At 50.9% G+C, this 13,148-nt stretch carries 9 protein-coding genes; 6 read left to right on the top strand and 3 right to left on the bottom strand.

Going from position 1 to position 13,148, the window contains the following annotated elements:
• Positions 1 to 202 precede the first annotated feature (202 nt).
• The 4 genes from CVV44_18605 to CVV44_18590 all read left to right on the top strand — a co-directional run bounded on the left by CVV44_18605 (position 203) and on the right by CVV44_18590 (position 4,715).
• Complete coding sequence (locus CVV44_18605; protein ID PKL36229.1) at positions 203 to 1,828, top strand: glucohydrolase; 1,626 nt, start codon at positions 203 to 205, stop codon at positions 1,826 to 1,828.
• Between the two features lie 22 nt (positions 1,829 to 1,850).
• Positions 1,851 to 2,507 (top strand): hypothetical protein, encoded by a 657-nt coding sequence (locus tag CVV44_18600; GenBank protein PKL36228.1) that lies wholly within the window; start codon positions 1,851 to 1,853, stop codon positions 2,505 to 2,507.
• A gap of 109 nt (positions 2,508 to 2,616) precedes the next feature.
• On the top strand, positions 2,617 to 3,933 hold the full coding sequence (locus CVV44_18595) for an MFS transporter (protein ID PKL36227.1): 1,317 nt from the start codon (positions 2,617 to 2,619) through the stop codon (positions 3,931 to 3,933).
• Positions 3,930 to 4,715, top strand: a complete 786-nt coding sequence (locus CVV44_18590; protein PKL36226.1) for a hypothetical protein — start codon at positions 3,930 to 3,932, stop codon at positions 4,713 to 4,715. The genes CVV44_18595 and CVV44_18590 overlap by 4 nt, the downstream gene beginning before the upstream one ends.
• On the opposite strand, the gene CVV44_18585 is transcribed toward CVV44_18590, so the two are convergent.
• From CVV44_18585 to CVV44_18575, 3 genes are read right to left on the bottom strand one after another with little or no spacing between them, the layout of a single operon-like run.
• Positions 4,709 to 6,733 carry an alpha-galactosidase gene (locus CVV44_18585; protein ID PKL36225.1) on the bottom strand — a complete coding sequence of 675 codons (2,025 nt, stop codon included), beginning with the start codon at positions 6,731 to 6,733 and terminating at the stop codon, positions 4,709 to 4,711. The two genes, CVV44_18590 and CVV44_18585, sit on opposite strands and share 7 nt — an antisense overlap.
• 12 nt (positions 6,734 to 6,745) lie before the next feature.
• Positions 6,746 to 7,906: a galactokinase gene (locus tag CVV44_18580; GenBank protein ID PKL36224.1), complete on the bottom strand. Its 1,161-nt coding sequence runs from the start codon at positions 7,904 to 7,906 to the stop codon at positions 6,746 to 6,748.
• A gap of 51 nt (positions 7,907 to 7,957) precedes the next feature.
• Entirely contained in the window at positions 7,958 to 11,206 is a 3,249-nt protein-coding gene (locus CVV44_18575; protein ID PKL36223.1) for a histidine kinase, read from the bottom strand.
• A 193-nt stretch (positions 11,207 to 11,399) separates the two neighbouring features.
• Here CVV44_18575 and CVV44_18570 point away from each other — a divergent pair, with 193 nt between their 5' ends.
• Positions 11,400 to 12,425 carry a tRNA 2-selenouridine(34) synthase MnmH gene (locus CVV44_18570; protein PKL36222.1) on the top strand — a complete coding sequence of 342 codons (1,026 nt, stop codon included), beginning with the start codon at positions 11,400 to 11,402 and terminating at the stop codon, positions 12,423 to 12,425.
• An 88-nt stretch (positions 12,426 to 12,513) separates the two neighbouring features.
• Entirely contained in the window at positions 12,514 to 13,086 is a 573-nt protein-coding gene (locus CVV44_18565) for a hypothetical protein (GenBank protein ID PKL36221.1), read from the top strand.
• Positions 13,087 to 13,148 lie beyond the last annotated feature (62 nt).

Genomic DNA, 13,148 nt, shown 5'->3' with positions numbered 1-13,148 from the left:
CACATCCCTTCATTCGTAAATTTACATCAACTTTCCCAATCATTGTATTCTATCATAAAAACGGCCCCGATCAAGTTATTTTTGGCAGACGAATAATTCCCGCGGCCGTGATCCCGCATTTATATCGTAATTGATTTGACTAAATCATATACTGTGATACGGTATATTGCGAACCCGATGATAATCCGGAGGAAAGGCCCCGATGAAGAAAAAAGAGTTTCTCTGGTGGAAACATGGCATCATTTACCAGATATATCCCCGTAGCTTCTGCGACTCCAACGGCGACGGTATCGGTGACATCCCGGGAATAATCTCCAGGCTCGATTACCTGCAGGAACTTGGCGTCGACGGCATCTGGTTGTCGCCCATCTATGAGTCGCCCATGCACGATTTCGGCTACGATATCAGCAACTACCGCGCTATCGATCCCGTATTCGGGACCAGGAAGGATTTTATCACCCTGGTCAAAGAGGCCCACCGGCGTAAAATCCATGTGGTCATGGACCTGGTACTGAACCACACTTCGCACCTGCATCCCTGGTTCCTGGAATCACGCTCCTCCAGGAACAACCCCAAACGGGACTGGTACATCTGGCACGACGGAAAAAACGGACGCAGGCCCAACAACTGGATGGCCGCCTTCGGCGGGCATGCCTGGGAATGGGATGAAACCACGGGCCAGTACTATCTCCATCTTTTCCTGAAGGAACAGCCCGATCTCAACTGGCGTAACCCCGACATGAAGAAGGCTATGTTAGGCGACATACGATACTGGCTCGATCTGGGCGTGGACGGCTTCCGCCTCGATGTCATCAACTATATCGTGAAGGACCGGCTTTTCAGAAATAATCCCTACTGGCTGCACCGCACCAATCCGCGGCGTCATGACATGCAACGCCACGCATACGACCGCAACCAGCCCGAGACCCATGAGATACTGAAGGAATTCCGTCGCCTTCTCAATGAATACGGAAAGACTATGTCCGTGGGCGAGATATATCCCAACGAGGGCGTCATGGAACCGGAGACCTCTGCCGCGTACCTGGGCAGCGGCGAAGACGAACTGCATCTCACCTTTGACTTTTCTCCCATCTATGCGCGCTTCAGGGCCGGGGATTTCAGGGATTTACTGAGACGCTGGTACAATGCCATCCCGGAAAATGGATGGCCATGCCATGTCCTCTCCAACCATGACCAGTCCAGGAGCATGACACGCCTGGCCCGTGGCTCGAAGGAGAAGGCCCTTGTCCTGGCAGCACTTCATCTGACACAGCGGGGAACGCCCTTCGTCTATTACGGCGAGGAGATAGGCATGCGTGACGGAAAAATAAGCCGCCGTGATCTGGTTGACCCCGTGGGCAGAAAGTACTGGCCCTTTCATCCCGGCAGGGACCGTGGCCGCACACCCATGCAGTGGAATAGAGACACGAGCGGCGGGTTTACTTCCGGAAAGCCCTGGCTGCCCGTCAACAGCGACAGCGAACACATCAACGTCCAGGCCCAGCAAAACGATGAAGGATCTCTGCTCAACGCGTATCGGCGCCTCATCGCGCTGCGCAGAGAGAATGAGGCCCTGTACGCCGGAACCTGGAGCGATATTAACGGGGGCCGCGACATACTGGCCTATTACCGGACCGGGAAATCGGACCGTTTTTTTGTCGCCCTCAATTTTTCGAAAAAGGAGAGAACCCTGACAGTACAGGAACCGTCATCCTGGGAAACCGCCTTTGCCACGCACCGGCGTACCGGGGAAATGATATCCCCCTCGTCATACACCATGAAACCCCTGGAAGTACTTATACTGAAACAACTTCCGGACAGGCATTGAAATAACTGGAGTTTAACCGATTGTGAAAAATATATTTTTATCCGTATGCGCAACGGCAATTCTTCTCTGCCTCTCATGTTCAACGTGGGGCGCCCGTGACTGGGAGGAGATACCAGACCGGCAGTTTCACTTCAACCGCTTTACCTTCGTCGATAAAATGTATGAAAACGATGAAGCCTTCGTGTTCATAAGCAGCCTGCCTTTCCGTGACATTCTGGACAGTCTTGAGAAAACCTATGCCATCAAAATCGATTCATCGCACTTTGATGAATTCATCACGGCAAAAAAGAAAGATGAACTGAAAGAGAGCGGTTTTATTTACAGGGATACCTATACCTGGCAAAGTGGTTATACCGCCGGCAACCGGATTGAATTCTCCTATATCACCCACATGAGTTCCGAAGGCGATTTTATCAAGACATACACCCTCGATCTTATCAGCAATGGTAAAATCCGTAAGAGATTCCAGGATGATATTGACCGGGACAATGAATTGATTCCGCATCTGCTAAGAAGCATACGCCGTGTGAAAATAATTGATCCCCGTACACCGCTGCCTGAACAAACAGAAAAGAAAGCGGATCCTGAAAAAACCGACAGGCTGGACAAGCTGCTGAACACCCTTACACCCCGGGAGCGCGAGGCTTTGAAGAAAAAACTGGAGAATAAACCTGAATAAAAAATAAACTCAGAAAGTTCATTTCATGACACAGGTGTGTCAAATAATGCTTGTTTTTTTACCGTGATGAGATAATCTCGGTGCAAAATAACCATTCAGCGAGGAATCTATGGCGTCAAAAATGTCAATGCGGGACAAAATCACCCTCCTCCTTCTGATCTTCATGTCAGTCTTTCTTTTTGCCGACCAGAGGATCATGTCGGCCATCCTGCCGGAACTATCGAAGGAATACGGCATAAACGAACAGACCCTGGGCTTTATCGGTTCAGCCTTTACACTTGTGGGGGCCTTTGTGAGCATCTTTTTCGGATACTTCACGGACAAGGTTTCGCGAAAAATGCTCCTGGTCGCCACGGTACTGGTGGGAGAGATCCCCTGTCTCCTTACGGGAATGGAGTTCTTCACACCCAACATCGAAAGTTTCACAATACTGCGCATTCTCACGGGCATCGGCATCGGCGGCATATATCCCATATCCTTTTCACTTATTTCCGACTATTTCCATGAAGAGCACCGCGCCTCGGCTTCGGCCTGGCTCGGCGTTTCCTGGGCCCTGGGCATGATGCTGGGGCCTGCATTGGCCGGGTATCTCACCAACACCCACGGATGGCGCATTGCCTTTATCCTGGCAGCGGCCCCTAACTTTCCCCTGGCCCTCATGTTCGCCCTCTATGCCCGTGAACCCGAGCGCGGAAGGACCGAAGCGGCGCTCGAAGAACTCATTCAGCAGGGCGTGGCCTACAAACAACGCATCAGCCCGGGTGACTTCAAAATAATTTTCAGCAACAAGACCAACATCTGGACCTTCCTCCAGGGAATTCCCGGCACCGTTCCCTGGGGTATCCTGGGTTACTGGATGATTCTCTTTCTCGAAAGAACCCGTGGATTTTCCAAGGAAGACGCCACGACGACGTTTCTCATGCTGGGCGTGGGCGCCACGGTTGGCGCCATACTCTTCGCCGTCATCGGCGAGAAGCTCTACAGGAAAAACCCGCGGTATATGCCCATACTGTGCGGGACCGGCGTCCTGATAGGCATAGTCCCGGCCGCCTACGTGGTCAACGCCGATGTCACCAATCCCCAGGGAACGGCGCTCCTGATGTTTTATGCCCTGGCCTTCATCGCCGGTTTCCTCGTGGCAGTCCCGTCAGCCAACGTGAAGGCCATACTCATGAATGTTAACCGTCCCGAGCACCGGGGTTCGGTCTTTGCCGTCTTCAACATCACGGACAACCTGGGCCAGGGATTCGGTCCGGCCATCGGCGGTATGCTCATTTCAACGGGATATCTCTTCATGATGAACTTTTCCATCGCCTGGTGGATTCCCTGCGGTCTCATCTTCTTCATGGTGACGCGCTACATCACCGCTGACAGAAACGCCCTGTCTGTTCTCATGAAGGAACGGGCCCGGGAGATGAAGGAATGAGAAACGGCCCTGACACATGCCGGGTCATCCCGGGAGCCGAGGCAGTGCTGAGGATACAGGATTACGCTCCCGGGGTTCTTCTCCTTCACGGATTCAGGGGAAGCCCCCATGAGATGAAATACCTGGGAGACCGAATTTACCGGTCGGGATATTCCATTTCCATCCCCCGTTATCCCGGCCACGGAACATCCCTTCAGGATATGACCTGCACCGGAGTGCACGACTGGTTCACGGCTGCGCGCGAGGCATACCTGGAGATGTGCCGGCACTGTCCCGTCGTACATATCGTGGGACTCTCCATGGGAGGCCTTTTTTCCATCCTGCTGGCCGACCAGTTCGGGCCGGAAAATATCGTGCTCCTTTCCACTCCCCACACCATTGCGGATAAAAGGATATGGCTTGCCCCTTTCCTGGGATTGTTTAAAAAAATAATATATGAAAAGGACGATTTAAAAGGAGTCCGGGACCCCGATGCCAGGGCCGGTCATATCTGCTATCACGAGGGAATTCCCGTGCGGCAGACCTGGGAGCTTTTCAGAATCATGCGGCATGCCATGGTGCTGCTGAAGGACGTGCATTCCCGGGCCCTGATCATCCAGTCAAAGCTCGACGACAGGGTTCCCGAAGATTCATGCCGCATTATCTATGAAACCATCGCGTCGGTAAAAAAAGAAATTATCACGGTGGAGCACAGCGGCCACGCCATCACCGTCGATTTCGACCGCGATATTGTGGCGGAAGCGGTCATATCGTTTCTTGACAATGGGCGGGAATATCAGTAGCCCTGAACCGGAACCTTAACCATGAAAAGATTACCTGCAACAGGAAAGGAACGGTATGCGGCTCCGTTTACCGTGTATTCCCCTTCAGCGGGCACTGTGATATACGCATTTCCCTTGTTACAGAACCTCCCGTCCATTTCCACGGCGACACCCCTCCTGCCTGCTTTGAGGCCTTTTACCTCGCTGCCGGGGAAAATATGGCAGGTAGTGCCGGCAACAGTATAGTCGCCGTTCCTTACTTTTTTGTAGCAGTGCGTGGTATGAGGATCGAGAAGAATATCAACATCCCCTTCAAGAAAATCGCCGTCTTCCCGGGCATCCCGCGCAGTAAAATATATACCGCCGGGAAGCCATGCAAGCCTTTCTTCATCGGACAGGTTTGACAGGACTATATATTCATTTTCATCGATGGAGAACTCGGCCCTGAGAAGACTATCGCTCACATCAACATTTTTCATTTTTTTCTTTTTAAAAGGAAACATGGAGCGGTACCGGTTCATTTCCTCTTCATTATATTCACCCACATTGTCCGACGTAAAAAGGAGCCCGCCGAAAAGATTATTGAGAACAAAGAGCGTGTATTTTTCTTCGGAAGCCAGCCTGTTATTTAAACCGCGAAGAATGAACACATCGGGATCATTGAGAAAAACATTCTCGTTTAAATGTCGCCTGCCGATAGTGCTGACAAGAGAGTTAATCGTGGATACCCGCTCGCGGTAATGGATTCCTTTGAGAAGAGCATCCTCCCATTTCAGGGCCACATCGCTCCCGATTCTGCAGTAATCTACCAGCCCGAAAGATGAACCCAGGGGAACACCGCATCCCAATATCAGCTTTTCCCCGGCGCATTCACGCAGGAATTTCATCCCGTCGTGCATAACCTCGCCGCGTGATTTATCCCGGGGAGGGCACAGGGCCGCTGCGTAAAGAAAATCCAGCTTAACCATGTCATAGCCCCAGGCGTTGAAGACCGTATCAAAGACACGGCGAAGATAGTCCCTCACCTCTTCATGGTAAATATCCAGGGCGTAAAAATAGTAGCTCCATCCGGGATTGAACCCGGCCACGACGGGGCGCCCTTTCGCGTCTCGGAGCACCCAGTGCCTTTTTTCCCTGAATATCAGGGATTTCCTCTCGCAGATAAAGGGGGCCAGCCAGAGCCCTGCCCGGTATCCCCTGTCCTGTATGCTTCGGGCTATATGCCCCATTCCGCGTGGAAAAGAATCCTTTATGTCGAGCCAGTCGCCCACGGCCTTCTGGTAGCCGTCATCTATCTGAAAAATATCCATTGGTATTTTAGCCGTGCTGCACGCATTAAGGTTATCCAGGATGATCTTTTCGGTTATGCCCGTATAATAGTTATACCAGCTCGTCCAGCCCGTGCAGAGCGGCGCTTTATCCCCGTGAATTTTCATGGCATCGAAATAGCCGTTAAAAACCTTTTCCTCCTTTCCCCTGGCCATGAACAGGCTGAAGGCGTGATATTGTCCCGTAACAGCCCTGCCGGAACAATCTTTTTTTATTAGAATCGTCCCGCGGCCCGCGTCGATATCAAAAACAGTAAAACCCCTGTTCTCATTCAATGACCCGGCAAAAGACAGCTCATCGCCCTCGCGCACATAACAGTAGGTATATGAATGAAGGAGCCCCTTCTCTCCCGGATAGCCGGCAAAGGTATAATCGCCATAATATTTCAATCCGAGCCATTTTGCCGGTGCGGCAAGGTCGGGCATCCGTTCCGCAGGGGAAAATTCCCTGCTATCCGTCCATGACTGGTACCCGTTGCAGAACACGGCGCTAGCACCGGTAAAAGAATACACCCCTTCAAGGTGAAGTTCATTGATGACAATCTCCGTCTCCGCTTCAAGCACGACCGAAACAAAAGACGTTTTTTTCATCTTCTTTATATCCGCCTTTATTTTTATGCCTGACCCGCTGGTTTGCTCACCCAGCTTAAAGGCAATGATATGCCTGCTGCCCATGTAATCATAGTTAAGATATCCTTTTTTCAATTCCATGAGATGCTCCTTCTACCGTACCTTTATGACACCATCAACGATTTCCGCGGCATAAAAACCGGCGGTAATACCCGTCTCCCGGTGATATGAGTCGCCAACCTGGCCGGCAAACTTTGCCTCGCTTCCCTTCCTCACCAGGGCTATGGCGCAGCCGCCGAATCCCGCTCCCGTCATCCTTGCCCCGATACATCCCTCGGCCCCGAGCGCCCCATCCACCAGGGCGTCCAGTTCCCGGCCGGTTACCTCGTAATCATGCCGCAGGGACCGGTGCGACGCCGTGAGAAGAGCCCCGAATTCATCTATACGGTTTTCCTCCAGCAACATCACCGATTCCAGCACGCGGCCGTTCTCCGTAACCACATGTCGGGCCCTTCTCCGGACCATTTCATCGGGAATGGCCTCAAGGTCCCCGGTTTCCGCCGCGGCGAGTACATCGATCTTTTTACCCCGTTGTATGAATTCCAGGGCCCGGTCGCATTCCCCGCGGCGCTCATTATACTTTGAATCGGCCAGGGCCCGGGGTTTGTTGCTGTTCATGATTATGAGCACGTATTCCTCCAGCCGCAGCGGCACATGCCGGTACTCCATGGTCCCGGCATTGAGGAGCATGCAATGATCCCTTCTTCCCACGGCCACGGCAAACTGGTCCATTATCCCGCACTGTACCCCGATAAATTCGTTTTCCACGCGCTGACAGAGGAGAGCCAGTTCTATCCTGTCAGCCTCGGTCTTCACGGTGTCGTGTATCATTATATAACCGGCCAGGACCTCCATGGCTGCCGAAGACGAAAGTCCCGATCCGCCCGGAAGCGTGCTGCTGAAGAGAATATCACAGCCCCTGAGACCGTATCCCGCTTCCCGGAGATATCTGAATACGCCACGTGGATAATTGCCCCACATTATTTTTTCATCGAAGAACAGTTCATCATCGAGAGAAAAAGACACCTCCTGATCAAAGCCCCGGGATCTCATGCAGACCACCGCATCATCCCTGAAACGGACAAAGGCGGTGATTCCCAGGGATATGGCGGCAGGAAAGACATATCCGCCATTGTAGTCCAGATGCTCACCGATTATGTTCACCCGTCCCGGTGAAAAAAATATTTCCCGTGGTTCCTTTCCATCAAAAACCGCTCTGAACTCTTCAAATTCCAATTCCCTGTTTATCTGCATCAAACAACCTCTTCCTGGCTTTACCTGCGACTAAAGCGGCATATCACCGTATCAGAGAATATCAACGACAACAATGGTTACATCATCATCAAGAAATTCCTTCTCTCCCGTCCATTCCGAAAGGACCTGCATCAATAAATCAAGCATTTCCTCGGGCCCCATGCCGGCACAGGAAATGACAAATTCACTGAATCTCTCCATACCGTACATTTCACGCGCCTCATTATTTGCCTCGGTTATTCCGTCCGTGTACAGGATGATCCTGTCGCCGCTCTTAATGCCCAGATCCATCACTTCCAGGGAGATGTCCTTGAGCCACCCGATCATTTTTCCCCTGGGCTTCAGATGCATGAGGTTTTCAGCTGACCGCCGATGAAGAATTACGGGCATATGACCGGCATTGGCATAGGACATGACGCCACGGCCAAGATCGAAAAAGATGTACGCGGCTGTAAGAAAGGTGTTCTCGATATTGCCCGCCAGTATGCCGTTCATCTCCTGGAGAAACAGGGCGCTGTCATGATATATACTTTTCTGCATGTAGAATATTATCTTGACCATGGAGGCAATAAGGGCGGCAGGCACACCGTGTCCGGCCACATCGGTGATAAGCACTCCCAGCTTGGTTTTATCAATGGCGTGAAAATCATAAAAATCCCCGCCGATGCGATCCATGGGAATATATCGCGCCGCGATTCTGACACCGTCAACGGCGGGTATGACATTGGGGATGGTGGAGAGCTGTATACGCCTGGCCACATCTAGCTCCTGCTCAATGGACAGAAGCCTCCTGCTCTCCCTGACGCTCTCCTTCAATGTTATAAGGGTCCCCACCCTGGCAAGGAGTTCTCTTTTATCGAAAGGCTTTGAAAGGTAATCATTGGCGCCGGCCTTGAATCCAGCTATGATGTCGGCCACCTGGTTTTTAGCCGTGAGCATCATGATGGGCAGATCGAAGATGGAAAACCTCTCGCGGAGCTTCCGCGAAACGTCATAGCCCGACATCCGCGGCATCATGACATCGAGAAGAACCAGATCAGGCTGCGCCCCCTGCTCCATGAGTTCCAGGGCATCTCTCCCGTTGATGCATTTCAACACAAGGTAATCATTGAGGACAAGATGGTTCTCCAGCACCTGCAGGTTCACGGGGTCATCATCGACCACAAGAACTGTCATCTTTTTCGCCCCCGGGAATCCCCTGTCCTTTCCATCATAGACATCATGGTCCTGTGGAAGCGATGGGAAGGATGTCGTCTCCCCTTCAATAAAAGCATCGTACGAGATGAACGATTCAGTCAGTATTTCTTCATCGTGCTGTTTCCATGGCCCCTGACCGTATCGGTCGCCCGACAGGGGAAGCGTAAAGGAAAAAGCAGACCCTTTCCCCGGCCGTGACTCAACGCTTATTTTCCCTCCGTGAAGTTCCACGAGTTTCTTGCTGATGGAAAGCCCGATCCCCGTGCCGCCGTAGATGCGCGAGATTGTGCTGTCGGCCTGCTCAAAGGGATGAAAGACCGTTTCAATTTTATCGGCCTCAATGCCGATACCCGTATCGGTGACGGAGACGGCCATACGTTTCTTTCCCGGCTTATCCTCGAGGATACGCGCTGAAACGGTCACGGAACCCTTTTCCGTGAATTTTATGGCATTATTGACAAGGTTCAGCAGTATCTGGCGGACCCTTTCCTCATCGACCAGTACGAAGGGAAGGTCAGGATCGACATCATTGATCAGTTTAACATCCTTACCCCGGATCATGTGCCGGCTCAGTTCGAGAATGACGTCGATGCAGGAATAGATATCCATGGGCTTCATATGCAGCTCGACATCCCTCAATTTCAACCGGGAAAAATCCAGAATATCATTCACCAGGTTGGCAAGCCGCTTACCACTCGATACAATCATGGACAGGTTTCTCTGAGCCGTTTCCGACAACTCGCCGGCGGCCCCGTCCTGGAGTGATTCGGCAATGCCGATAATTCCGTTCAGGGGCGTCTTCAGCTCATGGGATGTGTTGGCGAGAAACTCATCCTTGAGCCTGTCGGCCTTTTTCAGGTTTTCAATGGCCTCGTGCTGGGCTTCCTCCTTCTCATCGTTGAGAAGGTTTATCCTGTCAGCCAGGGCAAGGGCCAGCAGAATAATTTCAATGCCGGAACCGATCTGGAGCCCGTGCTCCGTCAGTACATTATGCTCCAGGACGCCCATCACCCTCAGAGCCGACAGTATGATGCCCATGAGAAAGGTAGACCAGGCGATAATGTAAAACCGGGCCGGACGATAACCCTTCTTCCAGCAGATGATGGCAGCGGGCATGACCGTGGCAATGGCCGCCAGGGGAAGCAGCTGACCCAGAATCACCGCCGTCGTGTAGGGAAGACCCAAAAGGGATGCCGCCGAAGTAAAAAGACACAGCACCATGATGAACTTCAAAACACGGTCCAGCTTCGGCGTATAATGGCCGGTATTCATGAATGTAATGGAAAATTTTACGGCAAGTAGAACACTCATACCGATGAGGAAGGGATTGGCCGTCATGGCCCACCAGGGAGACCGGGGCCAGAGAAACTGGTAGGCCAGACCGTTCATGGAAAAAAGGAAAAGACCATACACTGTCATGAATAGAACATAATACAGATAACTCAGATCCCGGAGCGAAATAAAAAGAAACATATTATAAAAGATCATGACCAGAATGATGCCGTAATAAATGCCGAAGAGAAGAAGCTCCGTCTGTATCTTCGAAGCAAAATTCCTCTCGGTCCAGACCGTGACTGGAAAAATCATGGCGTCCTGGGTCTTGAACCGCATGTAAATAAGCATTTCGTCGGAGCGGTCAAAGGTGAGATGGAAGATAAAGTTCCGGTGATCGATCGGACGCTGAATATAGGGCTGCTCCCGGCCATTCACTTCGTGATTCCATGAAGACAGCGGAGAGCCGTTCTTCCCAAGAGGGACATAATATATATCAATGCTGTCTATAAGGGGGAAGCCCACTTCCAGCACCCACTGGTGCCATGTCTTCGCAGTATTTTTCAGTATAAAGCGGGTCCAGTATGAGGATTTGGTAAACCCGAAATTGGATATTTTACTGGAATTCCTGACGAATCCGCGGCTCCACGCTCCCGCGGTCACATCCTCCAGAGTCAGATTTCCCGAAGCATCCTCCAGGGTTTCCATGGAATAACCCAGGTTGTAAACCTCATCGTCCTGATTGAGCACAATGGTCTGCTGCGCCAGGGCCTGGACTCCGCCCCACAACAGGAGGCATATCAGAACTATCCATTTGTAGCAGTTGTTCATTATTTATCATTCCATATTAAAGCCGTAAAAAAACCGAAAAGATGAGATACCGGTATATCGCAGATACGTTAAATATCAATTCAATTTTTGTCTGATCCCTGAAGAGATTGAACAAAAAGTACTTTCTATTTATGCTTGACGCATACATTCATTTATTTATAGTCCTGACTCCGTAACAGTCGTGAATTTCCCTATGAAAGATATAACCTATCATGAATCATTGCAGGTGGAAAACGCCCTTTATATTGACGTGCGTTCACCCTTCGAGTTCGGTATTGATCACATTCCCGGCGCCGTTAATATTCCCCTCTTCAGCGACAAGGAACGGATTGAGGTGGGAACACTATACCGCATGACCGGAAGGGACGAGGCCGTATTCCGGGGCACCGAGATCGTCGGGGAAAAGCTCCGTACAATGATCGAAAAATTTATGGCATATAAAAATAAAAATATCGTTATATACTGCGCCCGTGGCGGAATGAGATCCTCATCGGTGGCTTCACTCCTTTCATCGCTGGGAATGACCGTATTCCGCATCATACAGGGTTACAAGGGATACCGCCGTCATGTCAATGAAAGCCTGGCATCCCTGACCGTCACCACCCCCCTTATCGTGCTCCAGGGACTCACGGGTACGGGAAAAACGGAGATACTGAAAATGATGGAAAACACCATTGACCTGGAGGGGATGGCGGGCCACAGGAGCTCCATCTTCGGCGGTATCGGGCTCAGCCAGAGCACCCAGAAGTATTTTGAATCACAACTGCTGCAACGTATTCATGACCTGAAGACCGCTCCTTACATCGTCATTGAAGGTGAATCGCAGAAAATCGGCAACCTGCATATACCCGATGCATTTTTCCGGATCATGAGAAACTCAAAGGCCATCCTCATCAACACTGACATGGAAAGAAGGATCGATATTATAACCGGTGAATATGCCCATTACAGCAATGCCCATGTCATAAACGACATTGTCATGACGCTTACGACCAAACTGGGAAGTAGAAACGTGGACCTCCTCATCTCACTCTACAGGGAAGGAAATATCCGGGAATTCACCCGTTTACTTCTGGAAAAATATTATGACCCCCGATATGTCCACAGCATGAATCGCATGAGCTACATCGGTGCCATTGATAACGTGGATACACACAGTACCGCCCGGGCCGTTGAAAAAGCCATCCGGGACCATCTCGACTCAGAAAAGCGACTATAAATTTTTAAAATTATGGCTTTACTTGATTGACATTTCATGTTACTGTATATATGAATTTCAGCTACAACTAATTAAAGAGGTTACTACCATGAAAAAGGCACTTTATACTTTTATCGCTTGCACCATGATTCTTGCCGGCTGCGGCGGCGGCACACAGTACCGTGACGCCAAGAAGGACAAGGGATCCATGGAATGGGGACCGCGGGAAATAAAAACAACGGTCAACGGAATGGTGACATCACTGTACACCTATTTAAAAAATGACTGGAAAAAACCGGCAATCATCGAAGTTAAAAAAATAAGGAACAGAACGTCGGAACATATCGACACAAAAATGCTGGCCGATGAGCTGGTGACGAACCTTATTCAGAAGAGAATACAGTTTATCGATCCCACGTATACCAAGGACGCCATTGACGAGATGGGAAAAGGCATGACCGGCCTGGTTGATACGGACAGCGCCGTTCCTACCGGTGCATTAAAATCTCCAAACTTTTATCTCTTCGGTGAAATCAGCGACAACGTGCGTTTCGTCGGCGGCAAAAGAATCCAGTACCTGGTTGTGACCATCAAGCTCACAAGCCTCAGCACCGGGATGCTCATGTGGCAGGAACAGAAGGAATTTTTAAAGGCTACAAAAACAGATCGTGTTTCCTTCTGATCGGCAAAAAAAACAGTAAAAACAGGGCCGCCGTTTTAATGACAGCGGCCTTTTTTTTAATA

It is taken from the genome of Spirochaetae bacterium HGW-Spirochaetae-1 (genome assembly GCA_002839375.1).
In the GTDB taxonomy this organism is placed as follows: Bacteria; Spirochaetota; UBA4802; order UBA4802; family UBA5550; genus PGXY01.
This window is presented reverse-complemented; position numbering and strand designations above follow the sequence as displayed.

What these genes read in the sequence shown, in the direction of transcription:
- CVV44_18565 (PKL36221.1), top strand. Translation starts at nt 12,514, where the DNA reads ATGAAAAAGGCACTTTATACTTTTATCGCTTGCACCATGATTCTTGCC.
- CVV44_18575 (PKL36223.1), bottom strand. Translation starts at nt 11,206, where the DNA reads ATGAACAACTGCTACAAATGGATAGTTCTGATATGCCTCCTGTTGTGG.
- CVV44_18570 (PKL36222.1), top strand. Translation starts at nt 11,400, where the DNA reads ATGAAAGATATAACCTATCATGAATCATTGCAGGTGGAAAACGCCCTT.
- CVV44_18580 (PKL36224.1), bottom strand. Translation starts at nt 7,906, where the DNA reads ATGCAGATAAACAGGGAATTGGAATTTGAAGAGTTCAGAGCGGTTTTT.
- CVV44_18605 (PKL36229.1), top strand. Translation starts at nt 203, where the DNA reads ATGAAGAAAAAAGAGTTTCTCTGGTGGAAACATGGCATCATTTACCAG.
- CVV44_18590 (PKL36226.1), top strand. Translation starts at nt 3,930, where the DNA reads ATGAGAAACGGCCCTGACACATGCCGGGTCATCCCGGGAGCCGAGGCA.
- CVV44_18595 (PKL36227.1), top strand. Translation starts at nt 2,617, where the DNA reads ATGGCGTCAAAAATGTCAATGCGGGACAAAATCACCCTCCTCCTTCTG.
- CVV44_18585 (PKL36225.1), bottom strand. Translation starts at nt 6,733, where the DNA reads ATGGAATTGAAAAAAGGATATCTTAACTATGATTACATGGGCAGCAGG.